Raw genomic sequence first — 25,937 nt, 5'->3', positions numbered from 1 at the left:
TGTCTATTCTTTGAAGACGGTGTCTTGTACCTGGTCTTCGATGGCGAGCACGTTCTCGGTCGTGACCAAGATCGTTTCTACGCTGATTTCTGCATCAACGCTTTCGCCATCCAAGAAGCTGCACGCGGCGGTGAATGCTTCTTGGCCCATCAGTACCGGCTGCTGCATTGCTGCAGCGGCTACGTCGCCAGCTTTGATGGATGCCAGAGTGTCAGGGCTGCCGTCGAAGCCGACAACGATGGGGACGTCTGCTCCATCGATAGCCGTCAGTGCGCCCTGGGTGGCTTCGTCGTGCTCAGTGAAGATACCCAGAAGGTCGGGGTGACCGGCCAACAGGTCCTGAGTGAAGCCAAGGCTTTCAGAACGGGTGTAGTCAGCCGACTCGAGGAGAGGAACGATCGTGTAACCAGCTGCTTCGACAGGCCCGGTGAATCCCTCAGTCCGGTCCTTGCCGTTTTGGCGAGTTTGCGAGATTCCGATGATGCCTACTTCACCCTCGTCGAACCCCGCGGCCTGGAGGGCTGCGACGAGTTCTTCGCCAGCGCCCTCAGCTGCAGCAACGTTGTCCGTCTTGATCAGCGACACGTACTCGCCACTGTCAGTGCCGATATCAGCGATGATCACCGGAACGCCGGCGGCAGTTGCTGCCTCCAGCACTGCCGGAGCCGAGGCTGTGTCGGTGGGCGACAAGATGATGGCGTCAACGCCAGCAGTGATGGCATCCTGAGCATTCTGAAGCTGCTTGCTTTGGCTGTTGTCTGAGTCATAGACCGTGACCTCAGCGCTAGCTTCTGCAGCTGCATCCTGGATGCCGACCGAAAGCGAACGCCAGAATGCGACGCTCGTGGCGGAGGTGATGTAGGCGACGCTCGAGGCCTCACACCCCGCAACCGTGAGCTCGGGACTAGCACTGCTTGAGTCAGCTCCATCGATGGAACAGCCGGACAGCACCAGTGCTGACGCTGCCATTGCCGCTGCGGCGATGAAGGGTTTAGTTACACGCATGATTCTCCTTTGATATGTGTGTGTTGCTGTGTTTGTGCGGGTGAAAAATTAGCGTTTGCGAACGCGAACTACTCGGTCGAGAACGACGGCGAGGATAATGACGGTTCCCAACGCCGTGCCCTGCCAGAACGCATTGACGCCGATGATGTTGAGGCCGTTCTGAAGAACGCCGATCAAGAAGATTCCGATCAGGGTTCCGAGCACGCTGCCCTTGCCTCCCATGAGCGAAGCGCCGCCGATAACGACCGCCGCGATCGTGGTCAACTCGAAACCGCTACCGGTGTTGGGGTCGATGGTGCCGAGCCTCGACGACTCGATCGTCATGGCCAAAGCGCAGAGCAGGCCAGTGACGGCGTAGGGGATCACCTGATAAAAGGAAACCCGAATACCCGACAGGCGAGCCGCCTCAGGGTTGGAGCCGATTGCATAGATGAAACGACCCGGCTTGCTGCGCGTCAAGAAGAAGTGAGCCGCAACATAAAGGACGACGAAGACGATGACATAAAACTTGATGCCGGCGATGTTTCCCTTGCCGAAAAATGCGAAGGCATCCGGCAGGTTGAAGATGGAGCGGCCATCAGAAAGCACGTACGCCAGTGACGCCGTGATCGACATCATCCCGAGCGTCACGATGAACGGGGCGAGCTTGACATAGGCGACGAGGATGCCGTTGACCAGCCCCGCTAAGAGGCCGACGAGCAACATCACGCTCACGCCAACGAGAACGCCAGCACTCGGCATAACCAAGCCGCCCACCACGATAGAAACTGCGGCGATGCCGCCGACCGACAAGTCAATGCCGCCGGTGAGAACCACCAACGTTTGACCGATCGCGATAATGCCGAGCACCATCACCTGCGACAGGATGTTCTGCATATTCGACGACGACAAGAAGCGCGGCTCAATGATCGTCAAGACAACAGCGAGCAGGACAAGTGCGCCCAACATTGCTGCCTCAATACGATACGTGGCCACAAACTTGCTCCACCCCGAGCGCGACGTTCGCTGCTCGGCTACGGTCGCGGTCACGCTGACAGTCCAGCGGTTGGGTTGATGTTGAGAGTCATCATTGTCTCCAGGGTTGTGGCGAGAATCTTTTCGGGATTCGCGGTTTCTCTACAGTCGAGGGGTCGATCGGTGGCGGCTGACTAAACCAGTGGCTTAGCCCGCCAAGGTTTCGGCGAGGAGGCCGCGCAAGTGGCGTTGGTTTTCACCGCACACGCTGATCGAATCGCCACCATAGTGCTCACATGTAAGAATTCCGCTGTATCCCAGCGAAACAGCGAGTTCGACTACCTCGCGGTAGTTGATAACGCCGTCACGCAGCGTGCTCGGGGCGGTTGCGTAATACGAGTGGTCGGCTGCCTCGTCGCGGGTGTAGTTCTTGAGGTGCCAGTAGTTGGCGTAGGGGAGTGTCTTGGCGTATGTCTCGCGCCAGTCCTCAACTTCGCGGTGGAGGCGAACCAGGTTGCCGACATCGGGGTTGATGCCGACGAGGTCGGTTCCGACATCCTCAACGAAACGCACAGCGCTGTCTGAAGAGCCAATGTAGGTGTCTTCATACATCTCGAGCGAAGTGATCATGCCGAGGTCTTGAGCGTGACGTGCGAGCTCTCGGATGCGAGTGACCGCAGTGTTCCACACCTCGGTATCGCCGACCGGGTCAATCGGCCCCTGACCATTCCAAAACCAGAGTGCTTCACGCTGAGCCTGATTGAACGGCTGGTGCAGCCCCGTTGAATAGACGCTGATACCCATCTCGGCCGCAGCCTCAATCGATGCGTGCTGGTAAGCCAAGTTTTCGGCTTCCTTGCCCGGCTCAATCACGCTGACACGCTGAATGTGAACTGACGGGATATTCATTCCCAGTTCAGCCGCGATTGAGACCAGCTCGGAACGCTCGCTGCTGCTCAACAAAGCCGGCTTCAGCCACGCATCCGACAGCTCCACATTGGTGAAACCCTGGTTCGCAATCTTGGAGAGCTGCTTCCTCCAAAACTCTGGGCCAGCAGTCTGAGCCGGTGTTCCATCGCGTGTGGTGGTATCCAACCCCAGCATGCAGCTGGTGATGGGCCAAGTATCAGCGGTATATGCGGACACGTCATTGTCCTAACGTTTGTGGCGCGACCGTAGTCGGGCAAAAGTGCAGAAGGGAAAAGGGAACGGAGACCTCAGCGTCTGCTGAAGTGAGGCCGATCGTTAGTGAAGGTAAAGCCCGCCGTCGACGTTGAGCGTCTGGCCGGTGATGTAGCCAGTCTCTTCGCCAATGAGGAAGTGGATGGCTGCTGCGATATCGCGCGGCGTACCGATGCGGCTCGTGAGCAGATCTTGAGTGAGCTCGTCTTTGCGAGCATCCGAAAGCGTGCCGCCCATGATGTCGGTGTCGATCGGGCCAGGCGAGATCGCGTTGACGGTGATGTTGAACCCGCCGAGTTCGCGAGCAACCGAGCGAGTGAGACCAATAACGCCAGCCTTCGACGCCGAGTACGGGGTCTTGCTGAACGTGCCGCCACCGCGTTGAGCGGAGACCGACGAAATGTTGACGATGCGGCCGATGCGGTTGGCAACCAGAATGCGAGCCACACGCTGCGACACGTGGTGCACGCCGTCGAGGTTGATGGACATCACTCGCGACCACTCCGAAGGGGTGACCTCAAGGTAAGGAACGGGGGAGCTGACGCCCGCGATGTTGGCCAGGGCCACGATCTGAGGGAGGCCGGCTTCGAAGGAGGTAATGGCGGCGTCCACAGACTCAGGGTCTGTCACGTTTGCGCCATAGCCGAGGGCCTTGACGCCGTAGGCGGATGCGATTTCTTCGGCTACTGCGACCGAGCTGTCGTGATCCACATCGATGATTCCGATGTTCCAGCCACGCTCTGCGAGGTAGGACGCGGTGTAGCGGCCAATTCCACGGGGGGACACTGCTCCGGTAACGATCACGGTGCGTTCGGTGGGGAAATCCATATTGCCAACTCCTTTGTTGATTCTCGGGCTTATTCACCCGATGCATCTAATCGTAGATCATATAGCATTTTTCGAATTGCACGCAAGGTGACAAGGTGCGGCCGAGGAAACAGCGGGCGGGCGCGCCAGAAAGAGTGCCCAGCTGAAGGCCCCAAGGCACCGGGGTGGGCGCCGAGAACGTGCAGGAGTCGGCGCCGAGCGCGCAGAGCGGCGTTCGGAGCGAGTGCGCGTCAAACAGCGCGGGCGGAGTCTGCCGACGTTCGAATCGGAGCTAGTTAGCGGACAGAGTCGTCGCGGGCGCGATCACGCACTTTGAGGATGTGACTGCGCATGGCGGCTTCGACAGCCTCGGGGCCGTGGGGGAAGGCATCGAGGATGGCGCGGTGTTCTGCTGTGGCTTCTTCGGCGTCGCTCACACCCGTGGCAACGGTTTGACGCATCCGGTGCACTCGCGTGGAAATCGCTTCGGACATGTCGATCAAGAATGGGTTGTGGGTGTGCTCAAAAATGAGGTGGTGAAAGTTCCAGTCGGCGGCGAAGTAGTCGCGCAATAGTTCTAACGGGATCTCGCCAACGAGAGAGGCCTCGTGAACTGCAGCGGTGAGCTTGAGGTGTTGGGTGAGGGCCTTCTCAAGAACGGGGAGCAGCTTCTCGGGATTGCGCGCAGCAATTGCGGCAGACCCCGATTCCAAGACGAGCCGAGCATCGAAGAGTGCTTCGAGTTGGTCGGCGGCCAATGGTTCAGCAACGGTATAGCCCTTATTGGCTACTCGGGTGACGAGGCCGGTGCGTTCGAGTTGTACGAGGGCTTCTCGAACGGGAGTGGGGGAGACGCCAAGGTCTCGAGCAATGGTGTCAATAGAGAGGCGCGAGCCCGGTTCAACTCCGGGCCCTAGGAGCACGTCGAGCACGCGGTCATACACGTGGTCACGCAATCCACGGCGCTCGATGGAGGGCGACGAGTTCGATGTGAACAGCGAATCTGTCGTCATTGGAGCCTTCCCTAGTGACCGGCCACGGCGGGACGGTCGGATGTGCGATCGGAAGCGATTCTACCTATTTCATCGAGGATCGATCGGATGGCGGCCGGATCGTGTGCAAATCTCCCCAGGAATAGGCCATCCACGGTGCCGGCAAGTTCGGTGAGCAATCCCGGGCCGGCGCTTCCCCCATAGATCACTGCGGAGCCTGAGTGGAGCTCCAAACGGGCGGCATATTCGCGAAGAAGAGTACAGACATCCTGAATGTGGCGGGCTGAAGCCGGCTCGGGCGCGCCAATAGCCCAGTGGGGTTCATAGGCGACGGTGATGGCGCCCCGATGGCCGTCGGCGTCAGCATCCATCAGTGCATCATCAAGCTGGCGGATGCACTCAGCTGCAGCCTCGGCGGCGGTCGACTGGTGGGCCTCTCCGACGCAGAGCACGGGCCGCAGATTATTGCGCAGAGCTGCCGCAGTCTTGGCGCGGACGATTGGATCGGTTTCGCCAAAAAGACGTCGCCGTTCCGCGTGGCCCACCTCGACCACCGTGCAACCGACCTCGGCAAGAACGCTGCCGCTCACCTCGCCGGTGAGGGCGCCAGCATCCTCCGTGCTCAGGTTTTGAGCACCAACTCGGGCAACGCCATTGAGTATCTGATGCGCGGCGGGAATTGACGGGAACGTGGGAATAACGAATAGCTCGGCAGCGCCCGACAGCACGGCGTCGTGAGTGCGGGCGATTTCCGCCACGGCGGTGCACCACGCAACGGTGCGGTCATGGCTGAAGTACATTTTCAAGCTGACGCCAACCTGCACTGGCCTGACGCTCCCGAGACTAGACATGACTAAGCGTTCTCGTAGTCAGAGATCTCTTGCACCTTGTCATTCGACGCACTCGTCGCGTCGAACTCGTAGGTGAGCCACTCGCGAACATTGCGGCGCGCAAGCTCGATGCCGACAACGCGCTGGCCCATGCACAAGATCTGCGCATCATTAGAGAGAATGCTTCGCTCCACCGAGAATGAATCGTGCGCGGTGACCGCACGGATGCCCGCAACCTTGTTGGCGGCGATCGCGACACCCAGACCGGTGCCACAGATCAGGATGGCGCGGTCAGCCTCACCAGCAGCCACGATTTCGGCGGCAGAGATGGCGACGCCAGGGTAGTTCTTTGACGCGTCCGCTGATACTCCAACGTCAACCACTGAACTGATCAACGGGTTGTTCTCCAGATCGTGCTTGATGATCTCTTTGTAGTCGAATCCGGCCTCGTCTGAGCCGATAACAACGCGCCATGGTGTGGACATAGTGTTTCTACTTTCTCTGCGATGGGTGGTAAAAAGGTGGTGGGAGTTAGGCATCAGCGAGCTGCGTACCGAGCATCGTCACGATGAGCGACAGTGACACTGCTCCGGGGTCAGGGGTGCCGAGAGACTTCTCACCGTGGGAGCGAGCGCGTCCGAGCCCCGGCATCATGCCGCTAGTGCGTTCGGTAGCGAGAGTCGCTTGCCGCGCAGCCTCAGCCCAAGCGGCAGCGAGAAGATCGCCGGCCGCTACACGCTCGCGGAGCGAGGTCGCAAAAGGAACCAGCGCATCGACGAGAGTCTTGTCACCCACGGATGCTCCGCCGTATGCCATCACAGCATCGCTCGCAGCGCTTACCCCTGCGCTGACGGAGTCAGCCGTGATCTCGGCGGTATCGCCGAGGTATTCCCCTACGCTCTTGAGGATTACGCCCCACAGAGCCCCCGAGGTTCCACCGGCGCGGTCAGACCATTCATCGGCCGCACGGTTGAGAAGGGATTGTGCACCAGCCCCACGCTCTGCAGCCTGTGCTGCGGCGGCTGCGGCAGCGTTCACGCCACGCTGCATGCCGATACCGTGATCGCCGTCGCCGGCTACGGCATCCAAGCGTCCGAGTTCGTCGGCGTTCTCGTCGATCAGGGTGCTCATGGCGGAGAGCATGGTGGCGATCGTGGCTGCTGCGGCTTGTGACTCTGCGGTCGACACAGCAATAGCGTCGTCAGCCACCACCGAGTTGTCGCCTTCGACCGCAACAACGTTGCCCGATTGTGCGGAGCCGGTGCGGAAAGCGGGTGCGCTTGCTGGCGCGTTCCAGAGTTCTTCAAGTTCGTCATCGAGCCAGAACAGCGTGAGCGAGACTCCGGCCATGTCGAAGCTCGTGCAGAATTCGCCAACCTGCGGGTCAACGATGGTGATGCCGGCGGCCTCGAGCAACTCGGCGATGCGCGAGAACAAGACGAAGAGCTCTTCGTTCTTTACTGACCCCAAACCGTTGAGCACTGGAACCACACGAGCGCCCTGCGGAGCGACGCCGTCGGGAATTTCGGCCTCGGCGAGAAGTCGTTCCACGAACAGTTCAGAGAGCTGGTTCGCTGTGGGGATGTCGGTCTCTTCGAGGCCTGGTTCACCATGGATGCCGAGGCCAATTGCCATGCGGCCTTCCGGCACCGAAAACAGCGGCTCCGACGCGCCAGGGAGCGTGCATCCGGAGAATGCAACGCCCATGGTGCGAGTGCGTTCGTTGGCGAGAAGGGCGACGCGCTCAACATGGTCAAGGTCGTGTCCGGCTGCGGCTGCAGCGCCGGCGATTTTGAAGACGGTGAGGTCGCCGGCGATTCCTCGGCGCTTTGCTTTCTCCGTGGGCGGTGCGCTGAAAATGTCATCGGTGACGACGACTGAGCGGCACTCGATGCCTGCTGCACGCGCAGCGGCTTGGGCAGTGGAGAAGTGCATAACGTCGCCGGCGTAGTTTCCGTAGCTGAGGAGTACGCCTCGGCCCTGCTGGGTTGCTTGGATGACGGCTTCAACTTGGCGGGCAGAGGGTGAGGCAAAGAGGTTACCCATTGCTGCTCCATGCGCGAGTCCTGGTCCAACGAGTCCGGCGAAGGCGGGGTAGTGGCCGGAGCCACCGCCGATGACGACGGCTACTTCGGGGTTTTCAGAGCGGGTGGAGCGAGCCACACCGCCTGAAGTTTTGCGGACCCACTTGGTGTTGGCCCGCACGAATCCGTCGACCATCTCGTTGGCAAAGTCCGCTGGTTCGTTCCACAAACGGGTCATTGTTCTCGCTCCTCATCGTTGAGCTGCAGTTCTACGCAACCGCGCATTCAAAGATACTATAGGAAATAGGAAATGGAGCGAGCTCTCTTCTGCGCGCAACGACGAGCGGGCGAGGATTCGAGCTGGGGAGCTCTGGCGCGACTTGGCATTCTGAGTGCGCTGGGATATAGAACCGTACGGTAGTAAATCCCAGAATGCCGTGCTAGCGTCCCGAGCAGCACGAGAGTTTTTCTCCGGGTCGCTCTCGTGGCCCGTCCCCAGATTAGGAAGGATCCCCACAATGGATCTCAACAACCGTCGCGGAATCATCACCGGAGCTGGCCAAGGAATTGGTCAGGCTATCGCCCTCGAATTCGCTGCCAAGGGTGCACACCTGCTGCTCGTTGGCCGCAAGGAAGCCACCCTGCAGGAGACTGCCGACCTCGTAAAGAACGCCGGTGGAACATCCGAAATTCTGGTTCAGGACCTCGGTCAGGCGGATGGCGCGCAGAACGTCGCTGACGCCGTGAAGTCGTGGGACACCATTGACCTTCTCGTGAACAACGCCGGCAACGTGCGTGCTGGACGACTCGAAGAGTCCACCGCCGCAGAAGCCACCGCGATGATCGACCTCAACCTCACCGCACCGGTGCTGCTTACGCAGGCACTGTTGCCTCAGTTGCGCACCAGCGGTGCAGCCAACGGGAGCCTCATCCTGAACATCTCGAGCGAGATCGCCCTTGTCGCGATGCCGTTCTACGCCGTCTACGCCGCCACCAAGTCAGGTCTGGCCGCGTTCGGTGAAGCGATGCGTCGCGAACTGCACGGCACGGGCGTGCACGTGGCCACGGTTTACCCCGGTGCCACCGACACCGAGATGATGAGCAGCCAGAACGCTGACTGGAAGCGCGGGCCTGTCTCTGGCGTTGTCGAGCGCGTAATGGCAGGTTTGGCGGCCGACGAACATGAGATCAACGCCACCCATGAGCGTGCGCGCGGAATGCAGGACCTCAACCTCGTTGACCCGCTCGCTGTCGACGCAGCGCTGGCTCCCGGTCTTACCGAGCTCGAAGCCTCCGTGAAGGACCACAACAGCATCTAATGCTGCTCGACTGATCAGGCTCGCAAGACTCCCAGAGCCCGCAAGACGCGCCCGATCAGCACAGCTCGTTCCACAGGCCGCCAGATTTCTGGCGGCCTGTGGAATATCCGGAGCCCTATTCGGCTTGTTCTCTTGGTAACCAACCGTCCCCGTACGACGTCGCGTCAGTAACTTCGCGTCACACAACGGCGACGGCCCTGAACTCGCAATAACCTCGAAAGGTGAACGCTGTGGAAACCCTGACTGTGCTTCTTAGCCTCGTGGCTCTCGCCACTGTGCTTGGCCTAGTTTGGCGTGCCCGTACCGGCCGCATTAAGCACACTCGAACCGACGCCTCGACCGCCGCATCCGAAGAGAATCGCATTTCGATTCCCGGTGCCGCCCCGTTCGGCAGTCGCGTCACGCTGGTCCAGTTCTCCACCGCAGCCTGCGCGATTTGCCCTACTGTCCACACTCAGCTGAGCGCCCTTGCCAGCGAGTTCGATGACGGAACCGGCGTCGTTGTTCACGTCAATGTGGATGTCACCTCGCGTCCCGAGATCGCCAACCAGTTCAACCTGTTGCAGTCTCCGACCACGTTCATCCTTGATGGCAACGGTGTGCTGCAGGCCCGCATCGGCGGAGCTCCCAAGATCAACGACGTCCGTGCCGAACTGGACCGGATGCTCAGCCCCGCGCTGGTCTAACAAACAGTTTCCGCACCCGTCCACCCCGAGACAGCGCTCCCACACGGAGCACCACAGATAGCGACTCCCATGACTTCGAATGACACCCGCGCCGCCGGAACGACGCAACTCTCCGACTCCAAAACAGCTCTTGCAGCCAAGCCGGGCCAGGCCGGAATCGACCCGCGCGGTCCCCGCTTCGGCGCCGGCATCACCGCCGTGTTGCTGCTGACCGTGATCGGCCTCGGATTGGATGCCGCAGCAGCGCTCCCGGCCACACTCGCCGAGCGCGCTAGCCAGCCGGCCTTCATTCTCCTGAGCCTCATCACGGCTCTGTTCGCGTGGGGCGCTTTCGCTGGCATCCAGCGTCACCCGTATGGAGTCTTCTTCAAGGCCGCGATCCGTCCGCGCCTCAGCGCGCCCAGCCACCTCGAAGACCCGCGACCACCCACGTTCTCGCAGGGCGTCGGCTTCGTCATCACGGTTCTCGGCATCGTGCTGCACCTCGCGGCTGTGCCCTACGCTCTAGTCATCTTCGCGGGCATGGCGTTCATCGCCGCGTTCCTCAACTCAGTCTTCGACTACTGCCTCGGATGCCAGCTCTATGTGCTGCTCGTGCGTGCCGGGCTGGTTGGTCGCGCTCGCTCCGCCGCTTAACGGCGCACCAACCTGAGCCGTTCCGAGTGGCCGGAGGCGGCTTGCGATTCTCCGATACGTTGGGAGCATGCAACGCACGAGTCTCACCCTTCGGTTGGTCATTCCCGCAATCTGGTTGGGTCTGATCATCGGTATCTCGTTCCTTGAAACTCCGCTGAAGTTTCAAGCACCGGGGATCACTCTGGAGCTAGGGCTCGGCATCGGACGCCTAGTCTTCTTCGCGATGAACACCACCGCGCTGGTGCTGGGTGCGCTGCTCACGCTCGCCATGATCCGTCCGCGCGCGACGCGCGTGCAATGGGGTCTACTCGTGGGGCTCTGGGTAGTGCTGCTCACTCAGATCCTCGTCATTCGCCCACCACTTAATGCCCGAACGGATGCCGTGGTTGCCGGCGTAGACACCGGGGGCTCACTCTGGCATTACTTCTACATCGCGGCCGACGGCGCCATTTTTGTGTTGCTGATCATCTTTGTTGTCGTGACTGCCCGGCGCCTGATTCCGGCGATCCCGTCGCAGCAACTCGCCTAACTCGCAGCGTAATAAGCGGAGCGCGAGCATCCGCTCGGCACGCCATCCTTCCCAGTGAGAATGCCGTGACCTGGGCCGCAACTCTTCCGCCGTCTGAGGCACGCGATTATCGTGGCATTACAGTGGGCGGCTACCGATCACGATGGTTGCCCGATTCCTCAACGCGAGTGAAAAGGACGAAACCATGTCTGATCTCAACAGCCCAGCAGCCGCCGAAACCGGTTCAGGCCCCGACGCCCACAACATCCAAGACTGGACAGATCTTGGCAAAGAGATGTGGTCGTATCTCACCGGTCGCAGTGCTGTCATCGACTACAACTTCATCGACATGACCGTCGAAGTTCCCCGCGATGTTGGCCAGGATGCGCCCCGCGCGACCTGGAAACTCAACGGCACCCTGCGGGTGACCACCAGCGAGGGATCCGGCTCCGAACCGACCGCCCCGTAACGATGAGCACCTCAACGAGGTTCGACATCGATCTGGCGTTCTCGCTCATCGAACCAATACTTGACGATGCGGATGCCGCGTCACCGGGCAGCGGGGAGTCAGCAGCACCACCGCTCGAGACAGAAAAAATGACGGGCACGATCAACGCCAACGGCATGGAAATCGACGTATTCTCGAGCAAGCCAGAGCTGTTCCTGCAGGCGCGAACAGTCAAGCTCAAGGACGTGCGTATCGCGGCCAAAGCTCTCGCCGACCGCGGGCTGACTGTCGCGCTCTCGGGACCGCTCGGGCTCATCGCTCGCGTCGGTGCTATCAAGCCCTCCGTTACTCAGCGAGTACTCACCGGCTCTCCTCATATCGCGCTGGGGAGTCGCGCTGCGATTGCACCGCTACTGCGGCGGCGCGATTCGACTGCGTCTCCAGCATCCGAAATGCAGTTTCCGCCAAGCACGCTGCTGCCGCTGGTGCCGACGTTCGATCGGTTTGTTCGCAAACAGATCACCACGACGCACTACACGGCTGGTGCGGGGCGACCTCGACTGTTCTTTGTCGTCGGCTCCGAAAACTGGAACGGCCAAGTGCCGCGGGAGTTCGAGTTGCGATCAGAAGTCACCACTATTGGATCGTCTTCTGCCGCAGACCTGCAGCTTCCCGGCCTCGAGCCGTTCCACGCCGAAATCCGGCACGATGACGATGACGAGTACGTGCTTCACGCCATCGGTGCCGTGGGTGGCGGATCGCGCCCGCTTACGGGTCAGGATCCCGGCGCGCGCACGCTCAGAACGGGCGCGCGGATGGAAATGGGCGAGTGGCGCCTCGGGTTCTTCCGCGAAGAATACGCCGACCACGGTCGGCCGTTCGGCGGTCGCATCGGAGGAGAAATGGGTCATCAGAAACCGCAGCCCGAGCGGCACCGAAATGCAGCGGCACCGGCCGCACCGCCGGAAGGGCCGGAAGTTCCGGAGACGCCCTAAACCCCGACCGTTGGACTATTGCGTGGGCTGCTCGGCGATCAGCAGCCTGCGCAATGCCGAACGCGTCGCAATCGAGACACCGAGCAGGTCGAAGACCTCGTGGGTTCGCGTGGCAGTGTCGTGAACAATGGGGAGTTTGTCGCGCATCCATTCGTCCACCTCAGCGGGTGAGCGGATCTCTTCTGGCTCGGCGCCGGGAACAAGCTGCTCAACGGCGGCCATTGCGTGCACGGAGGTTGCATAGTCGGCGGCGACGGCGGCGGGATCAACCCCCGCGTTGCCCAGAAGGAGCGCGCTGATCATCCCGGTGCGATCCCGCCCTGCGCTGCAATGCACAAGAGTGCCCGGTGTCGAACCGGCAATTGCTTCGAGAGCGCTAAGCACCAGGTGGGGTTGCAGTCGCCAATTGTGGGCCCAGTATTCGGGGGAGTCGAGAATGGGGGCGCAGGTCTCCCAGAACTCAGGATCGTTCTGATCTTCAGTGGGGGCGTTGACGATCGTGACGCCATCGAGTGCCGCGTCTGAAATCACGTGATCGCCCTCACCCGGGCCAACCTCGTGCTCGCAGCGGAGGTCAATAACGGATGCCAAACCCCAGGCCCGCGCATCATCCCATCCGGCCGCGGTCAACCGCTCTCGGCGCGGTCCGCGGGCGATTCGACCCGCTGCTGTCACGCCGCTGCGTGATAACGCCGTGGGAAAGCCGCCCAAATCTCGGGCATTGATATAGCCATCCCACGCAAGTGTTGTCATTTCCTCAGCATAGGGAGCAGTCGCGGTGTCGGCCAGAGTGGAGCCACGGATCACGGCGAATTCGGATATTCGCGCGCCTCCACAGAAAGCTGACGGTGAGGCGCAGCTCTGCAGCGTAGCGAAACAATCGGCCGTTACCCGGGATCGGTGATTATGCTCGCGACGTGTCAACGACATCCGTCACTAACCCCGAACCCACGAAGGAGCGCACCATGTCAGTGCTCGACGAAGTTCTCTCCGCCAACGCCGCCTATGCCGAAAACTTTGGCGACAAATCCGAACTCGCTTTGCCGCCCGCTCGTGGCTTCGCGATCCTCACCTGCATGGATGCGCGCCTCGACCCTGCGCAATACGCCGGCTTGAGTGAGGGCGACGCACACGTCATCCGCAATGCGGGAGGACGCGCATCCGACGACGCCATCCGGTCACTCGTGATTTCGTACAAACTCCTCGGCACGAAGGAGTGGTTCGTGATTCACCACACCAACTGCGGGATGCAGTTCTTCACCGATGACGTAATGCGGGGGCTTCTGGCCAACAGCCTTGAGACCGCTGCTTTGGGCGATGCCGGATTCGAAGACGTGGGCACCGGTCCCGGCTCGGCCGAAGCCAAATATATTGACTGGCTCACCATCGCGGACCAGGCCGAGAGCGTTCTCGAAGACGTCACCCGAATCAAAGCTCACCCTCTGGTGCCGAGCGGCATTCCGGTCTATGGCTACATTTACGATGTCTCCACGGGACAGCTCGTCGAAGTGCCGGAGGCAACAGCTGCTGGTGCTGCAGCCTAGAGCTGCCCAGACCCGCGCGGTGTCGGCGACGGTCGTCGACACGTAGGCTCAACCCATGGCTATCTCCCGCTTCGAAGAGCTCGACTTTCAAGAGACCCCGATGGGGGAACTCAACCTGCGACGCCGACGTGAGCCAACGCTCGATGTTGACGTGTATGAGGTCAAGCTCGGTGAGGAATACCTCATGTCGAGCCTCTTCACTGTGGCCGAAATCGCGCTTTCCGATCTTGGGCTTGCGGCGGCTAACGGAGACGCATTGCGCGTCGTCAATGGAGGACTCGGTCTCGGCTACACGGCCGTCGCGGCTCTGGCCGACTCGCGAGTGGCGTCGCTCGAAGTGATCGATGCGCTGCCGGCCGTGATCGATTGGCACAATCGTGGCCTGCTCCCGGTATCCGCAGAACTTACCGGCGACAGCCGCACCACTCTCACCCACGCCGATTTCTTCGCCGTGATGCGCGCCGAGCCGACCGAGCCCTACGACGTGATCCTTCTGGATGTCGACCACTCACCCCGGCACCAGCTCGACCCCAGCCACGCCGACCTCTATACCGTTGCTGGTCTTCGTCGCGTGCGCGCTCATCTCACTGACGGCGGAGTCTTTGCTCTGTGGTCGGATGACCCGAGTGACGATGAATTCATGGAGCGCCTCGGCCAGGTGTTCGAGAACCCGATCGCGCATGCGGTCGACTTTGACAATGCTCTCACCGGTGGGGTCTCATCCAACACCGTGTACGTCGCGACGAAACGCGCCTAGTTAAGGCCCGGTCGTAGGAGCGAGTTCTTCTATCCACTCGGCGATCGGGTCGTCGTTCGCGTGGAGTGCTGCGTGCTCGCTCGCTGAGAGCGGCGGGAACGGCGGCGCGATCACATCCGAATCCCCTTCACACGGGGGTTCAGCCGCCACAGCGGGAAGTTGCGGGGTGTTCGTAGAGCGAGCGTTAGCTTTTTTACACATTCGTGATCCTCGGGTCGTGCGTGGTTAAGAGAGAGGTGCGCACAACCAGGGGGTTGCGCGCACCTCGTTCAGTTCATCGTTCTCTGGGGGGAGGGCTGATGAACTGCTTCAGCTAGCTCTGCAAACTATTGGTGTTAGACCCGACCACCGGTGAGCTTGCGAGCGAGGAAGACGATGACGGCGATGACAGCCAGCACAATTCCGACCCAAAGGAGGAAGTTGAGCGACTGCACGAGTCCGCCGGTGAGGAGCAGTGCAACGGCGATAATTGCGACGATGATGAGAAGGGTGTTCATGATGTGCCTTTCGGGAAGAACTAGTGGGGGAGACTGCAGGGAGCGGTAACGGCTATTCCGAAACCGCGTCTTTCACGTTTTCGCCGGCCTTCTTCAGGTCGGCTTTCGCTTGGTCAGCACGGCCTTCGGCTTCGAGCTTTTCGTTATCGGTGACCTTGCCGGCCGCCTCTTTTGCCTTGCCGGTGAAGTCCTCGGCGGCGTTCTCGACCTTGTCTGATGCGCTCATGAGAGTTCCTATTCGTGTGGGGGAGTTGGGGTTGGCGTGGCGTGCCTGCCAGCGCTGGCGTAGAGCGGCAGGCACGCCACAGGCTGAGAATATTCTGGGCGGTACCTGCATGACTTCACCCTTAGGGGTGAAGTTTCCCCACGGTCAGGCAGCGACACTTATCGTTGACATATGAATGCTCTGCATGTTGCCCTCGTCAACGATTACGAGGTGGTGGCCCGTGGTGTCGTCGGGATGCTGCGGTCGTATACCAACCGCATCCGTGTCGTAGAGCTCGACCTCAATAAACAGGTGGATGAGCGCGTTGACATCGCCCTGTACGACACCTTTGCGGGCACTCAAGGTGACCGAGCCGTAGTGCATCAGCTTGCCGCGAATTCTTCGATCGGCGCGGTCGTTGTGTATTCGTGGAACTTGGATCCAGCACACATCGCGGCGGTGCTGCGCAATGGTGCCGACGGCTACGTGTCGAAGGGCTTGCCCGCATCCAAACTTGTGGCGGCTCTTGAAGCTATCCACGTGGGCACTGAACGCGTGCATCTTGGCGGCCCCAACATTCCCACTGTCCAAGCGGGAGACTGGCCCGGCCGTGAGGAGGGCCTCACCGAGCGTGAAGCAGAAGTGCTTGCCCTCATCACCCAAGGTCTCTCGAATTTGGAGATCGCAGAGCGCACCCACCTTTCGATCAACTCGATCAAGACCTACATTCGCAGCTGCTACCGCGCCATCAGCGTGACGAGCCGCACCACTGCGGTGCTGTGGGGGATCGAGCACGGCTTCCGGCCCGATCGCGTCAGAATCGAGCATCCGGAACCGTCTCCTGGCACCGCCGAGATCACGGTGAACGCGTGAAACGCCTTCGACTCGACGACATCAGGCTGCAGCCGGTGAAGAATAAACTGCAGCCCGTCAAGAAAACGGCGGGACGGATGCGGTCAGACATCACCCGAACCCGCATGCTGCAGGCCGCGAAAACCGGCCTTGCCGTCGCAATCGCGTGGACGATCGCGCCCTACCTGCCGGGCGTGGCCGACAACTACCCCTACTACGCCCCTCTTGGCGCGATCGTTGCGATGTATCCCACGCTCATGGGGTCGATGAGGAATGCGGCTCAAACTCTGGGAAGCCTTGCCGTCGCGATCGTACTTGCGGGAGCCGTGATTATTTTCAGCTCGCCGAGCGTGCTCACGATGTCCCTCGCCGTCGGTGCCGGGGCGCTCGTCGCGGCCACGGGCTGGTTCGGCGCTAATCGCGAATACATCCCCGTCACAGTACTTTTCGTGCTCATCATTGGCGGGCCGGATGCCGACGACTACTCGCTCGGCTACCTCGAGCAGGCGACTCTCGGTATCGTCGTTGGGCTGCTCGTCAACCTCTTGATCTTTCCCGCGCTCACCCACAACGCGGTCGATCAGCAGCTCTCGAACTTTCGCGCGGTGCTCTCTGACCATCTCTCCGAGATCGCTGAGGCCCTCGCCGAGAGCTGGCCGCCGGAACGCGACGGCTGGGCGTCCGGCAAAGATTCCCTTCTCGCCGTATCTGGCGAGGTCCGCGAAGCAGTACTGCTCGCCGACGAAAGTCGCAAAGCAAACCCGCGCGCCCGCCGCTATCGCCGCGACGTGAAAGCGGATTATGAAGATCTCGCGGCGCTAGAAAACGTGACCTTCCATGTGCGCGACATCACAGATGTGCTCACCGGTGCTGTCTGGGGCACGCCAATCAAGGTGCAGCTGCGGCCCGAATTGCGACCAGCGTTGAGCGCATCGCTGGCTGCTCTCGCAACAGCACTACGCGACTGGGATTCGGTGGAAGAACGGGAAGAGGCACACGCTCTCGCCGCCGATGCTCTTGCCGCCTTGACCGCTGAACTGGATGCCCGCAAAGCCGACGCAAACGCGACGACAATGGGCGCCTCCGCGGCGATCTCCATGGACCTTGCCCGCATCCTCGCGGCTCTGAACGCGCGGCTGGAACACGCCGAGCACGAACAGCAAAAACAGCAAGCCGAGCAAGCTGAGTCTGAGACGGCGGCAGAGGTGGTGGAGCCGGGCGAGCCGAGCTAACTCAGCACTCGGCCCTGTCCCTGCGTCTGGCTACTCCGATTCGACCTGCGGCATCCGAATCCGCAATCCGCCCGCTTTGATGCGCGTCTTGAAAGCGATAGCCCTGCCGAAGCCATCGCCGTCGAGCTCGATCTCTTCCGCTGTACTCAGGCGAACCGTCAATTGCTTCGCCTTCACATAGCTCAGCGCTCGCACGTCCCTGGTGGTGAGGCGATTCCCACCCCTGATGCGGCGAAGCACTCCGTTCTCCCACAGCACTTTCACCAGAATTTGAACCCACCCGATGATGCCCTGAGGGCGCATCACCGCGACGTCAAAGAATCCGTTGTCGGGGGCAGCATCCGGAAGCAACAGAACGTTAGCCGTCAGTGAACCGCAATTTCCCACGATGACGGTGTGGGCGCGTGCAGACCGTGAACGCCGAGAGTCGAGACGATAGTTCAAGCGCAGTTCGCTGCTGTCGGTGAGGGCTTTCGCGATCGCACTCACATAGGCCAGCCAGCCGATTCTTTTCTTGAGATCATCGTCGGTGTTGGCCAACATCTTGGCGTCAAGCCCCAGGCCGGCCATGACGACAAACGCGTGCTTCGAAACCTTCTCGTTCTCATCGCGGATGTCAATGAGCCCGATGTCGACTCCTCGATCGACCCCGGTGAAGGCGGTTCGAACCGCGCCCTCAATATCGTCGAGGGGGAGGCCCAGGTTGCGCGCAAAGAGATTACCGGTACCCGAGGGCATGAGGGCCAGAGCAGCGTCACTGTCGTGAATGGCTTCCGCGACAGCACGCACAGTGCCATCGCCGCCCGCAACGATCACGACGTCGGCGCCAGCATCCAGAGCCTCTTTCGTTGCACCGACACCAGGATCTTCTTTGCTGGTGGCGTGGAACGTGCTCGGCGCCCAGCCCGTCTCGCTTTCGAGAGTTGCGACCGCTGCCTTAATGGCATCCAGATCAACCTTGATGGGGTTGTAGACCACGGCGGCGGAGTGCGGCGACGATGCACCTCTGGTGGACTTCGCGGTCATCGGTTTCCCTCTATCGTGTCGGGCTGCACCGCGGGGCGCAGGTGTGGCTAGGTGGTCGTCGGACAGTGTGGCTGCCGCCGTTGTGTGCCGGCCGGAGTCGACAGTGAGATGACTCTAGTCGCTTGCGGGCGAGGGAGTTCTGCGAAGGTAGGCAACCCGCCGAACAAAGTTTTAGCATTGCGTCATGGTGAACACGCATCCCGAAGTTGAAGCGGACGAACGCGCCCATCGCGTCCGTCGTCTGTGGCCGCTCATCAGTGGTCTCGCCTCCCTCGGGCTCGTAATCGCCCTGGGAGCACTTATCGTCCTGCGAGACAAGGGGATGCCCCTCGGCATCGACGAGCGGTGGATGGCCGTGCTTGCCGATTGTCGAAACCCGGTCTGGCAGTCGCTATCGCTCATGATGAACTTTCTCGGCGCGGGGATCGTTGCGAGTTTCATCGTTCCCGGCGTGATCATCATTGCTCTGCTGCTCATCAAACGCCCGTGGGCTGCCCTGTATTTCACCATCGCGACGCTGCTCACGGGCGGTTCAGTTCAGCTGCTCAAGCATCTTTTCGCACGAACCCGCCCCGACACCATCCTCGTGACGGTGGACTTTGGTTCGTTCCCCTCTGGGCACGTCGGTAATGCCGCCGTGATGGCACTCGTGCTGGCGATCCTTTTCCCACGGGTATGGGTGTGGATCGCGGGAACGATCTACACGGTGCTCATGATGTTGAGTCGTACCTACCTGGGAGCCCACTGGCTCACCGATACGGTCGGTGCCCTTCTGCTCGGGGTGGGGATCGCTATCGTGGTGGCCGCACCGCTCGCGGCAAAGATCGATGGTGAGCGCCGCATCCACAAAGGGAAGCGGGGCGGGCCAGAAAATAATGCCGCTGGCACCAGCGCTGGTGTTGGTACCGGGGCGTAAATACGCGAACATCGTGCACGCTCAATGCTCGCGAGGCGAGCGCGATCTATAAGCGAGCGAACCGAGCGCGAACGAAGCAATAGAGTCCGTAAGCGATGAGTCCGATCGCGATGACGATCAACAACACCACGCCGAACGGCAACTCAGTGAGACTCGTCAGTGCGCCATCCAAGCCCGAGGACTTGCTGGGGTCGTGCGTAATAGCCGCGACCACCACAAGCACTCCCGCGATGCCGATAGCGATGCCCTTGGCTACATACCCAGAGACGCCGAGCCCCAGGATGGCTTTTCGGAGAGGCTCACGAGGAAGCGAGATGTCTTCGGTGAACTTCTTTGTTGCGCCCTTGTAGACGAAATACGCTCCGACACCCACGACGGCCACTCCCGCCACCATAAGCACAACGAGGCCAACGGGGTTGGCCATCAGATCAGCGCTGAGACTGCTCGTGCTGCTGGAGGAATCGCTAGAGCCGCCCAGTGCAAAAGGAATCGCCGTTGAACCCAGAGCGAAGTAGGTGAGCCCCTTAGCGGCTTCCGCACCGCGTCGTGCCCACTGGCGTTTGGAATCGCCTCCCTTCATCAAGAAGGCCGAAATGAGCAGCCAGAGGCCGAGCGCAAACATGCCAATCACAACGGACCACAGGAGAAAGACACCGCCCGGACTGGATGCCAGCTGGCGGAATGCGCCCGACTGATCCGCATCCGTGCTCCCGCCACCCGTCGCGATGCCAATGGCCAGAGCGCCGATCAAGATATGAACAAGACCATTGACGGCAAAACCAAGTCGTGCAAGAACACGAAGAGCCGTGCTGTTGTGTGCGCTGCGGGCTGCGCCAGTCGCTGAAACATCATTCATGACGGACAGTGTATGCGAAGCACCTCTCGGGTTACTATCTCCTATCCCCACGACACACTCGGAAGCCGGAGCATGAACGATCCCGCATCATCTATGAACAATTCCCGTCGAGCACGACTGCATTCCAGACTCTTTAGCGAAGAGCGACTCGTGACCACTTCGACGAAGAAGCGACTGTATGTCGTCGCCGGCATTTTGGTGACAACAGGGGCTGCAGCCCTCGGCTTTCTCTGGTGGGCGGTGTTGCAGCCCACCGTGCTTGAGCCCATGGATACCGCGATCCAGACATGGCTCGCGTCGAACCAATCAGAGAGCCTGACTCTCCTGATGATCATCTTCACCGAGATATTTGGGCCAATCGCGCTGCCGATTATCGTGCTGGCGGTGACGCTCACGTGGGGCATCCGCGCTGAGCATTCCTGGCGACCATTCTTGCTCGCTGCCGGCACGCTTACCGGCGTCATCATTGTGCAGATCATCACTCGCGTGGTGCAGCGCGACCGCCCGCCACTTGACCTCATGCTCTACGGCCACGACATGACTTTCTCGTTTCCCTCGGGGCATGTTTTGGGCGTTGCAGACTTCTTTCTGATCCTCACGTTTCTTGTGTTCTCGCGCCGCCATGCACCGCGGATCGCCGCTCTTTCATACGTTACGGCCGTTATCTTTGTCATCGGAACAGCGGCCAGTCGCCTCTATCTCGGCTACCACTGGACGAGTGATGTGCTTGCCTCGATGGCGTTGTCTCTCGTGATCGTGGGCACTGTGATTGCCGTCGATACTCATCGCACGGCTCGCGTTCCGGGCGCCCTCGAAACGGCGTCGCGCTAGCAGCACAAACTCGTGCAGGAGCATCCCAGCAGCCAACGGCAGGATGGGTATATGACGCCCGCACCCGCACCTCGCCGCCTTCCCCGTCCCAAGCCCATCACGCCGAAAGCGGGGCAAGAGTCGGTGTGGGACTACCCGCGTCCTCCACGCGTGGAGCACATGTCGCAGCGGGTTGTGGTGCGACTGGGCGGGGAAGTGATTGCGGATACCACCGGTACTGTTCGCGTGCTGGAGACGAGTCATCCGCCCGTCTACTACTTGCCCATCGAGTCTTTCGTAGACGGAGCGCTCCGGCCGGTGGCGGGCACAAGCTTCTGTGAGTTCAAGGGTGAAGCGCACTACTTTGACGTGGTCGCCGGGGGAGTCGTGGCCGAACGTGCGGGGTGGACTTACCCCGACCCTGCTCGAGGATTCGATGCCTTGGGGCCCCGAGTTGCGCTCTACCCGGGCCAGATGGACTCGTGCGAGATCGACGGCGAGCTAGTGACCTCCCAAGAGGGAGATTTCTACGGCGGGTGGATCACCAAGAACCTCGTCGGGCCGTTCAAGGGCGCGCCGGGCACGATGGGTTGGTAGCAGCAGAATCTGCTGCTGGGGCGAGAGTGGCGTGGCTAACTAGCTCTCGGGGTCGGTGCGAAATCTAGCCCGCTGGTCAGCTGCCTGAACGCGTCCAACGCGTGCGAGGCGAGCACGCTGGGATCCTTCATGGTGCGATCGGCTTCAGCGCTGGCTTCGAGGGCGATGCGCAGAGCGCTCGTGGCCGCTGCGGCGAGCAAGCGCAGAGTCAACGGGGTTGTATCCGCCGGCATTACGGGGGCAAGGACCAACCTGAGTTGCACCTCTGAGTCGGAGTTCACGCGGTGCCACACGTGTTGCAGAGCGGCGTCGCTGGTGGCGGCGTGAAGCAGACCAAGTGTCCAGCGCAGCCCCTCGATTTCCTCGGCATTGCGAGGGGTAAGTACGGCGGAGATCGTGTGTTCGAGGGCGGCGAGCACATTTTCGTCAGGGTCGGCTGCGGCGACGAGCGCGTGCCATTGGTCCGCGCCGATCGTCAAAAGAGGAGCTACGGCATCTTCCTTGCTGCTGAAATACCGGTAAAAGGTGCGTACGGCAACACCGGACTGCTGGGCGATCTCTTCGGCGGTCACTGCGGCTGCGCCGCGGTCGGAGAAGAGTCGCGCGGCTGTGCGAGCTATCTCAAGCTGAGTGTCGCGCTTGCGACGCTCCGTAAGGCTGAGAGGTTCTGCATTCATATAGAGGAGCGTACGCGCTGAATGGTGAACTGCATCAACTGTCACTATGGCACATTGTGCCACTTTGCCGTACCGTGGGGCCAACACCCACCTAGAAAGGCACCCAATGAACAGGTTCTCCGGACGTCGCGCCATTGTCACCGGCGCAGGCTCAGGCATCGGCCAAGCCACCGTGCTTCGACTCCTCGCCGAGGGCGGCGACGTCGTTGCCGCCGACGTGAGCGAAGCAGGATTGGCCGACACGGTCAGCAAAGCGGGCGAAGCTGGAGCGCGCCTTTCCACCGTCGTAGTGAACATTGCCGACGAGGAGTCGGTGAAATCCGCTGTCGCAACTGCTCTAGGAACGCTGGGTGGACTCGATGTTCTCGTCAACGCTGCTGGCATCCTGCGCTCGTCGCACACCCACTCGACGTCCCTTGAACTCTTTCAGCAGGTACTCAACGTCAACTTGGTCGGTACCTTCCTCATGATTCGGGAGACCATTCCCGCGCTGCTCGAGGGCAACGGATCCGCGGTCGTAAATTTCAGCTCGACCTCGGCGGCTTTTGGTCACCCCTACATGTCCGCGTACGCCGCGAGCAAGGGCGGAGTTCAGTCGATGACGCACGCGCTTGCCGCTGAGTACGCGAAGCAGGGAATCCGGTTTACCGCCGTTCAGCCCGGATCGATCTCTTCAGGAATGACCGAAGGCGTCGGCGAGAGCAAGCAGAGCATGGGGCCTGGTATTCCTGAAGACGCCGATTACTCGCTGTTCATGAAGATGAGCCCAGCGATCAAGGAAGGGTACGCGGGGCCCGAAGCAGTTGCCGGAGTCGTCGCCATGCTCGCTAGTGAAGATGGCGCATTTGTGACCGGCACCGAGATTCGTATCGACGGCGGCGCCCACCAGTAACTCTCGAAGGAGCGTGCACCGGCGCATCCGTTGCGGTGGACCGGTGGGCGCACGGCGCCCACTGAGTGCATTGCGCGCCAAACACGCCGAAGGGCGCTGCAGCCGAGGGTAAACCTCCGCTGCAGCGCCCTTCAGCATTCGAGACCTAGAGCGGTCCGCGGAATGTTGCGGCGACGGGCGAGTCGTCGGGAAGGTCATCGCGTCGAACAGCCTTGACGGTGCCACCGGTTCTCAAGACGCGCGCGGCGAGCTCGTCAACGAGACCGTACGTGCTCGGGCCGGGCTCGCTGGCGAACACAATTTGGCCGTACTCGTCGATACTGCCCTCGTCGGTCGAAGCCAGATCGAACAGAAGCGTGTCAACGAGTCCGGCGGTGGCGGCGTGGGAAACATCGCTCAACTGCGAACTAGCGAGTCCATTGCTCTGTTTGTTGCCGAACTTCGTGCGCCACGACGCGAGCTCGTCGGTGTGGTGTTCGGCAAGAATGGCACGGCCGCGATCCTCAAGATCGTCGATCGAGAGCGAACTGGGATTCGCGTCAATGGCTGATGAGAGCAGTCCGCGATAGGTAGAGATTTCACGATAGGCGGGCTTCAGGTCGGAGGATGCGGCAAGTACCAAAGGCAACCCCGAGTTGCCCATGACGGAGAGCACCGCCTCCTGAATCAGCGAGCAGTAGCGACGAAGTTCCACCTTCGACCCCAAGGCGCCATCCGCTCGAGGAGTGTCTGCCTTGCCGTGATTGTCGGCGGTTTCAAGCGTTCTGCCGAGATCCTCGGGGAGTTCGGGCAACGCGATCTCGTCGCTCGAATCATCGGCGTTGAGCGAGAGAAGTCGCACACTGCCCAGTGTTACGGCCAGCACATAGCCGGAGTGACCGAACGTGGTTGCACGCAGCAGCGGGCCAAGATCGAATCGATCACCAACGGCAACGAGGGTGGGAAGTTCATTGCGCAGGCGGAACGACTGGGTGATCTCTGGCGAGACAAAGACAGCGACTGAACGCGCAGAAGAAGCCCAAAAACCGGTGTCGTGATCCAAGGCTCCTAGCGACTGGCCGATCGCGTCTAACTCAGCTTTTTCTACGCCAAGCACGCCGAGCTCTGCCATCGCTTCCGTGGCTGCCGAGCGGAGCGCGAGTCGCGCCGCCTCAGTGTCGCGACCGATCGGTGGCCCGCCATCGGTCGATCCTGGCGAGACATACAGCGAAACGCTTGCCTCGTTGCGCTGCTGCGAAAGTGCTACTAGGTCTTCATGAGAGGGGATGTCGATGCTCATGGGGTCACGATACTCAGAACGACTGGGAGCGCAATCAGGTCACTATGGTCGACTAGGTGAGTGCGTGTGAGAAACGGCTAGTTCTCGCCCTGAATCACCGCCGCGTGATCTCCGGCAACCGAGCACGCATCGCTCGGGCAGTACACGGTGAAGCCGTCGTAGTCCGGGTACGGGCTTCCGTCTTCTTGGTCGGATGCCAGCATCCAGAAGAGGGCACCATCCACGCCGCCGTCGCGCACTGTTGCTAACCACGTCGCGTAGGTGTCAGCCCGGGTTGACCCATCCTTCACCCCGAACTCGCCCAGATACACGGGCTTGCCAAGTTCTGCTGCGGCCTCGGCGTGCTTCTCGATCCAGCCAGTGCCCCATTCTGTAGAGACCTGCCAGGTGTCGGGGTAGAGATGCACCGACATGATGTCGATGTGGCGCAGAGCTGCGAGGGCAACGGTGTCGACGCCGTTGGAACAGTTTTCGCCAAAGCCGGCGCCGTAACCAGATGCCCCAAATTGTTGATTCAGCGTCCAGGAGTCTTCGTCACCGCAGAAGAATCCCTCGTCGCCCACACTGAGCAGGTGATTGCGGTCGATTGACTTCACGTAGGTGCTCATCTCATCCGCCCACTCGGTGATGGTTGAAGTGTCGCATTCCCCGTCGGCGAAGACGCCTGAACTTGCACAGCTGGGCTCATTCGCGAGTTCCCAGGCAAGGATCGTCGGATCGTTTTTGTACTGCACGCCCGTGATCGTGTTGGTGCGATTCAGCACCGTCGATACCCAGTCTTTGTACCAGCCGCGAATACGTTCGTCGGTGTAGAAATCGGCGTGCTCGTCGAGGCCAGCCCACTGAACGTACTGGTCAATGCCGCCGTAAGCATTCCAGTTGTTCGTGAAGGGGATGACGAGCTTGATGCCGCGTGCTTCTGCCTCGGCGACCACGATGTCAAGGTGCTCGAGTCCGGTCGCTCCCGTGTTCACAACCGGGGCGCCGGCAGCCTCATCCCACACCTGGTACCACACACCCTCGAAGTCGTGCGGTGCAACTCCCGAACCGTCGGTGTCTCCGTAGTCCTGAAACCCCCAGGTTCGGATGACGCTGAGCCCTGCCGCTTCAGCGTCGTCAAGCAGCGCGACCACCGTGCTCTCGGGCTTGTGCCCGAGATAGTAATTGTTGGCACCGGCGAACTCGAAGGTCTCGCCGTGAAGCACGAGGTCGGTGCCGTGGGCGCGGACGAAGGTAGCCGCAAACGCCGCGGACTGTACGGCCGCGATGATGCCGAAGGTCGCGGCAGCCAGCAGCGCGGTCGCAACAACGGCGGCGATGACTCGCGTGAGCGGCCGCTGGGGCCACAACTTTCTCATGCCGCTGCGCCTTCGGGCTGCCCTTGGCTGCGGCTAATGATCAGCACGATGAT

Annotated in this window: 31 protein-coding genes; 14 read left to right on the top strand and 17 right to left on the bottom strand. The window is 61.2% G+C overall.

What is annotated here, in order from left to right; genetic code table 11:
• Positions 1-3: 3 nt before the first annotated feature.
• From I6E73_RS09555 to I6E73_RS09520, 8 genes are all read right to left on the bottom strand, one after another.
• Positions 4-1,005, bottom strand: a complete 1,002-nt coding sequence (locus I6E73_RS09555) for a substrate-binding domain-containing protein (protein ID WP_197124846.1) — start codon at positions 1,003-1,005, stop codon at positions 4-6.
• Positions 1,006-1,053: 48 nt separating this feature from the next.
• Entirely contained in the window at positions 1,054-2,034 is a 981-nt protein-coding gene (locus I6E73_RS09550; RefSeq protein ID WP_197124844.1) for an ABC transporter permease, read from the bottom strand.
• Between the two features lie 132 nt (positions 2,035-2,166).
• Positions 2,167-3,105: a sugar phosphate isomerase/epimerase family protein gene (locus tag I6E73_RS09545; protein ID WP_307784277.1), complete on the bottom strand. Its 939-nt coding sequence runs from the start codon at positions 3,103-3,105 to the stop codon at positions 2,167-2,169.
• A 99-nt stretch (positions 3,106-3,204) separates the two neighbouring features.
• A complete protein-coding gene (locus I6E73_RS09540) occupies positions 3,205-3,969 on the bottom strand; it encodes an SDR family NAD(P)-dependent oxidoreductase (RefSeq protein WP_197124842.1) in 765 nt (254 codons plus the stop codon).
• Positions 3,970-4,244: 275 nt separating this feature from the next.
• Positions 4,245-4,961, bottom strand: a complete 717-nt coding sequence (locus I6E73_RS09535) for a GntR family transcriptional regulator (protein ID WP_197124839.1) — start codon at positions 4,959-4,961, stop codon at positions 4,245-4,247.
• Positions 4,962-4,972: 11 nt separating this feature from the next.
• A complete protein-coding gene (locus tag I6E73_RS09530) occupies positions 4,973-5,791 on the bottom strand; it encodes a triose-phosphate isomerase family protein (protein WP_197124837.1) in 819 nt (272 codons plus the stop codon).
• 2 nt (positions 5,792-5,793) lie between these two features.
• Positions 5,794-6,255, bottom strand: a complete 462-nt coding sequence (locus I6E73_RS09525) for a ribose-5-phosphate isomerase (protein ID WP_197124835.1) — start codon at positions 6,253-6,255, stop codon at positions 5,794-5,796.
• A 46-nt stretch (positions 6,256-6,301) separates the two neighbouring features.
• Entirely contained in the window at positions 6,302-8,032 is a 1,731-nt protein-coding gene (locus tag I6E73_RS09520) for a dihydroxyacetone kinase family protein (protein ID WP_197124833.1), read from the bottom strand.
• 280 nt (positions 8,033-8,312) lie between these two features.
• Here I6E73_RS09520 and I6E73_RS09515 point away from each other — a divergent pair, with 280 nt between their 5' ends.
• The 6 genes from I6E73_RS09515 to I6E73_RS09490 all read left to right on the top strand — a co-directional run bounded on the left by I6E73_RS09515 (position 8,313) and on the right by I6E73_RS09490 (position 12,386).
• Positions 8,313-9,113 carry an SDR family oxidoreductase gene (locus I6E73_RS09515; RefSeq protein ID WP_197124831.1) on the top strand — a complete coding sequence of 267 codons (801 nt, stop codon included), beginning with the start codon at positions 8,313-8,315 and terminating at the stop codon, positions 9,111-9,113.
• A 230-nt stretch (positions 9,114-9,343) separates the two neighbouring features.
• On the top strand, positions 9,344-9,799 hold the full coding sequence (locus I6E73_RS09510; RefSeq protein WP_197124829.1) for a thioredoxin domain-containing protein: 456 nt from the start codon (positions 9,344-9,346) through the stop codon (positions 9,797-9,799).
• Positions 9,800-9,868: 69 nt separating this feature from the next.
• A complete protein-coding gene (locus I6E73_RS09505; protein ID WP_197124827.1) occupies positions 9,869-10,435 on the top strand; it encodes a DUF4395 domain-containing protein in 567 nt (188 codons plus the stop codon).
• A gap of 67 nt (positions 10,436-10,502) precedes the next feature.
• A complete protein-coding gene (locus I6E73_RS09500; protein WP_197124825.1) occupies positions 10,503-10,964 on the top strand; it encodes a hypothetical protein in 462 nt (153 codons plus the stop codon).
• A gap of 184 nt (positions 10,965-11,148) precedes the next feature.
• On the top strand, positions 11,149-11,412 hold the full coding sequence (locus I6E73_RS09495) for a hypothetical protein (RefSeq protein WP_197124823.1): 264 nt from the start codon (positions 11,149-11,151) through the stop codon (positions 11,410-11,412).
• A gap of 2 nt (positions 11,413-11,414) precedes the next feature.
• Positions 11,415-12,386: an FHA domain-containing protein gene (locus tag I6E73_RS09490; RefSeq protein WP_197124821.1), complete on the top strand. Its 972-nt coding sequence runs from the start codon at positions 11,415-11,417 to the stop codon at positions 12,384-12,386.
• Positions 12,387-12,401: 15 nt separating this feature from the next.
• Here I6E73_RS09490 and I6E73_RS09485 read toward each other — a convergent pair whose 3' ends face one another.
• Positions 12,402-13,139 (bottom strand): tyrosine-protein phosphatase, encoded by a 738-nt coding sequence (locus I6E73_RS09485; RefSeq protein ID WP_197124819.1) that lies wholly within the window; start codon positions 13,137-13,139, stop codon positions 12,402-12,404.
• Positions 13,140-13,303: 164 nt separating this feature from the next.
• On the opposite strand from I6E73_RS09485, the gene I6E73_RS09480 reads away from it, so the two are divergent.
• The gene (locus I6E73_RS09480; protein WP_307784276.1) at positions 13,304-13,930 is read left to right on the top strand and encodes a carbonic anhydrase; all 627 of its coding nucleotides are present in this window, start codon (positions 13,304-13,306) and stop codon (positions 13,928-13,930) included.
• A 55-nt stretch (positions 13,931-13,985) separates the two neighbouring features.
• Positions 13,986-14,687 carry a spermidine synthase gene (locus I6E73_RS09475; RefSeq protein WP_197124817.1) on the top strand — a complete coding sequence of 234 codons (702 nt, stop codon included), beginning with the start codon at positions 13,986-13,988 and terminating at the stop codon, positions 14,685-14,687.
• Here I6E73_RS09475 and I6E73_RS09470 read toward each other — a convergent pair whose 3' ends face one another.
• The 3 genes from I6E73_RS09470 to I6E73_RS09460 form a co-directional block, all read right to left on the bottom strand.
• Positions 14,688-14,888, bottom strand: a complete 201-nt coding sequence (locus I6E73_RS09470; protein ID WP_197124815.1) for a hypothetical protein — start codon at positions 14,886-14,888, stop codon at positions 14,688-14,690.
• A 134-nt stretch (positions 14,889-15,022) separates the two neighbouring features.
• Positions 15,023-15,184 (bottom strand): hypothetical protein, encoded by a 162-nt coding sequence (locus I6E73_RS09465; RefSeq protein WP_197105445.1) that lies wholly within the window; start codon positions 15,182-15,184, stop codon positions 15,023-15,025.
• A 52-nt stretch (positions 15,185-15,236) separates the two neighbouring features.
• Entirely contained in the window at positions 15,237-15,410 is a 174-nt protein-coding gene (locus I6E73_RS09460) for a CsbD family protein (protein WP_197105446.1), read from the bottom strand.
• A gap of 171 nt (positions 15,411-15,581) precedes the next feature.
• On the opposite strand from I6E73_RS09460, the gene I6E73_RS09455 reads away from it, so the two are divergent.
• A complete protein-coding gene (locus I6E73_RS09455; protein WP_197124813.1) occupies positions 15,582-16,262 on the top strand; it encodes a response regulator transcription factor in 681 nt (226 codons plus the stop codon).
• Positions 16,259-17,473, top strand: coding sequence for an aromatic acid exporter family protein (locus I6E73_RS09450; protein WP_307784275.1), 1,215 nt, complete (start codon positions 16,259-16,261; stop codon positions 17,471-17,473). Before I6E73_RS09455 ends, I6E73_RS09450 begins: the two co-directional genes overlap by 4 nt.
• Before the next feature lie 30 nt (positions 17,474-17,503).
• On the opposite strand, the gene I6E73_RS09445 is transcribed toward I6E73_RS09450, so the two are convergent.
• Positions 17,504-18,499, bottom strand: coding sequence for a diacylglycerol kinase family protein (locus tag I6E73_RS09445; protein ID WP_197124811.1), 996 nt, complete (start codon positions 18,497-18,499; stop codon positions 17,504-17,506).
• A 184-nt stretch (positions 18,500-18,683) separates the two neighbouring features.
• Between I6E73_RS09445 and I6E73_RS09440 the strand changes: the two genes are divergently transcribed.
• Positions 18,684-19,415, top strand: a complete 732-nt coding sequence (locus I6E73_RS09440; RefSeq protein WP_197124809.1) for a phosphatase PAP2 family protein — start codon at positions 18,684-18,686, stop codon at positions 19,413-19,415.
• A 46-nt stretch (positions 19,416-19,461) separates the two neighbouring features.
• Here the strand turns inward: I6E73_RS09440 and I6E73_RS09435 are convergent, their stop codons facing one another.
• The gene (locus I6E73_RS09435; protein WP_197124807.1) at positions 19,462-20,271 is read right to left on the bottom strand and encodes a DUF1206 domain-containing protein; all 810 of its coding nucleotides are present in this window, start codon (positions 20,269-20,271) and stop codon (positions 19,462-19,464) included.
• Between the two features lie 150 nt (positions 20,272-20,421).
• Between I6E73_RS09435 and I6E73_RS09430 the strand changes: the two genes are divergently transcribed.
• Both I6E73_RS09430 and I6E73_RS09425 read left to right on the top strand, forming a co-directional pair.
• Positions 20,422-21,102, top strand: a complete 681-nt coding sequence (locus tag I6E73_RS09430; protein WP_307784274.1) for a phosphatase PAP2 family protein — start codon at positions 20,422-20,424, stop codon at positions 21,100-21,102.
• A gap of 51 nt (positions 21,103-21,153) precedes the next feature.
• A complete protein-coding gene (locus I6E73_RS09425; RefSeq protein ID WP_197110036.1) occupies positions 21,154-21,678 on the top strand; it encodes a DUF427 domain-containing protein in 525 nt (174 codons plus the stop codon).
• A 35-nt stretch (positions 21,679-21,713) separates the two neighbouring features.
• Here I6E73_RS09425 and I6E73_RS09420 read toward each other — a convergent pair whose 3' ends face one another.
• On the bottom strand, positions 21,714-22,355 hold the full coding sequence (locus I6E73_RS09420) for a TetR/AcrR family transcriptional regulator (RefSeq protein WP_197124802.1): 642 nt from the start codon (positions 22,353-22,355) through the stop codon (positions 21,714-21,716).
• Positions 22,356-22,461: 106 nt separating this feature from the next.
• On the opposite strand from I6E73_RS09420, the gene I6E73_RS09415 reads away from it, so the two are divergent.
• Positions 22,462-23,247 (top strand): SDR family NAD(P)-dependent oxidoreductase, encoded by a 786-nt coding sequence (locus I6E73_RS09415; protein WP_197124800.1) that lies wholly within the window; start codon positions 22,462-22,464, stop codon positions 23,245-23,247.
• Positions 23,248-23,392: 145 nt separating this feature from the next.
• Here the strand turns inward: I6E73_RS09415 and I6E73_RS09410 are convergent, their stop codons facing one another.
• Together I6E73_RS09410 and I6E73_RS09405 are read right to left on the bottom strand one after the other, a co-directional pair.
• Positions 23,393-24,526, bottom strand: a complete 1,134-nt coding sequence (locus I6E73_RS09410; RefSeq protein WP_197124798.1) for a hypothetical protein — start codon at positions 24,524-24,526, stop codon at positions 23,393-23,395.
• Between the two features lie 77 nt (positions 24,527-24,603).
• Entirely contained in the window at positions 24,604-25,884 is a 1,281-nt protein-coding gene (locus I6E73_RS09405; protein ID WP_197124796.1) for a cellulase family glycosylhydrolase, read from the bottom strand.
• Positions 25,885-25,937 lie beyond the last annotated feature (53 nt).

Source organism: Salinibacterium sp. SWN248 (genome assembly GCF_015864575.1).
In the GTDB taxonomy this organism is placed as follows: Bacteria; Actinomycetota; Actinomycetes; order Actinomycetales; family Microbacteriaceae; genus Rhodoglobus.
This window is presented reverse-complemented; position numbering and strand designations above follow the sequence as displayed.

Excerpts from the sequence above, each read along its gene's own strand:
- I6E73_RS09530 (WP_197124837.1), bottom strand. The coding sequence starts at position 5,791 with ATGTCTAGTCTCGGGAGCGTCAGGCCAGTGCAGGTTGGCGTCAGCTTG.
- I6E73_RS09495 (WP_197124823.1), top strand. The coding sequence starts at position 11,149 with ATGTCTGATCTCAACAGCCCAGCAGCCGCCGAAACCGGTTCAGGCCCC.
- I6E73_RS09505 (WP_197124827.1), top strand. The coding sequence starts at position 9,869 with ATGACTTCGAATGACACCCGCGCCGCCGGAACGACGCAACTCTCCGAC.
- I6E73_RS09535 (WP_197124839.1), bottom strand. The coding sequence starts at position 4,961 with ATGACGACAGATTCGCTGTTCACATCGAACTCGTCGCCCTCCATCGAG.
- I6E73_RS09475 (WP_197124817.1), top strand. The coding sequence starts at position 13,986 with ATGGCTATCTCCCGCTTCGAAGAGCTCGACTTTCAAGAGACCCCGATG.
- I6E73_RS09500 (WP_197124825.1), top strand. The coding sequence starts at position 10,503 with ATGCAACGCACGAGTCTCACCCTTCGGTTGGTCATTCCCGCAATCTGG.
- I6E73_RS09410 (WP_197124798.1), bottom strand. The coding sequence starts at position 24,526 with ATGAGCATCGACATCCCCTCTCATGAAGACCTAGTAGCACTTTCGCAG.
- I6E73_RS09460 (WP_197105446.1), bottom strand. The coding sequence starts at position 15,410 with ATGAGCGCATCAGACAAGGTCGAGAACGCCGCCGAGGACTTCACCGGC.
- I6E73_RS09470 (WP_197124815.1), bottom strand. The coding sequence starts at position 14,888 with ATGTGTAAAAAAGCTAACGCTCGCTCTACGAACACCCCGCAACTTCCC.
- I6E73_RS09455 (WP_197124813.1), top strand. The coding sequence starts at position 15,582 with ATGAATGCTCTGCATGTTGCCCTCGTCAACGATTACGAGGTGGTGGCC.
- I6E73_RS09525 (WP_197124835.1), bottom strand. The coding sequence starts at position 6,255 with ATGTCCACACCATGGCGCGTTGTTATCGGCTCAGACGAGGCCGGATTC.
- I6E73_RS09515 (WP_197124831.1), top strand. The coding sequence starts at position 8,313 with ATGGATCTCAACAACCGTCGCGGAATCATCACCGGAGCTGGCCAAGGA.
- I6E73_RS09540 (WP_197124842.1), bottom strand. The coding sequence starts at position 3,969 with ATGGATTTCCCCACCGAACGCACCGTGATCGTTACCGGAGCAGTGTCC.
- I6E73_RS09485 (WP_197124819.1), bottom strand. The coding sequence starts at position 13,139 with ATGACAACACTTGCGTGGGATGGCTATATCAATGCCCGAGATTTGGGC.
- I6E73_RS09520 (WP_197124833.1), bottom strand. The coding sequence starts at position 8,032 with ATGACCCGTTTGTGGAACGAACCAGCGGACTTTGCCAACGAGATGGTC.
- I6E73_RS09490 (WP_197124821.1), top strand. The coding sequence starts at position 11,415 with ATGAGCACCTCAACGAGGTTCGACATCGATCTGGCGTTCTCGCTCATC.
- I6E73_RS09435 (WP_197124807.1), bottom strand. The coding sequence starts at position 20,271 with ATGAATGATGTTTCAGCGACTGGCGCAGCCCGCAGCGCACACAACAGC.
- I6E73_RS09420 (WP_197124802.1), bottom strand. The coding sequence starts at position 22,355 with ATGAATGCAGAACCTCTCAGCCTTACGGAGCGTCGCAAGCGCGACACT.
- I6E73_RS09425 (WP_197110036.1), top strand. The coding sequence starts at position 21,154 with ATGACGCCCGCACCCGCACCTCGCCGCCTTCCCCGTCCCAAGCCCATC.
- I6E73_RS09405 (WP_197124796.1), bottom strand. The coding sequence starts at position 25,884 with ATGAGAAAGTTGTGGCCCCAGCGGCCGCTCACGCGAGTCATCGCCGCC.
- I6E73_RS09415 (WP_197124800.1), top strand. The coding sequence starts at position 22,462 with ATGAACAGGTTCTCCGGACGTCGCGCCATTGTCACCGGCGCAGGCTCA.
- I6E73_RS09465 (WP_197105445.1), bottom strand. The coding sequence starts at position 15,184 with ATGAACACCCTTCTCATCATCGTCGCAATTATCGCCGTTGCACTGCTC.
- I6E73_RS09555 (WP_197124846.1), bottom strand. The coding sequence starts at position 1,005 with ATGCGTGTAACTAAACCCTTCATCGCCGCAGCGGCAATGGCAGCGTCA.
- I6E73_RS09440 (WP_197124809.1), top strand. The coding sequence starts at position 18,684 with ATGGTGAACACGCATCCCGAAGTTGAAGCGGACGAACGCGCCCATCGC.
- I6E73_RS09445 (WP_197124811.1), bottom strand. The coding sequence starts at position 18,499 with ATGACCGCGAAGTCCACCAGAGGTGCATCGTCGCCGCACTCCGCCGCC.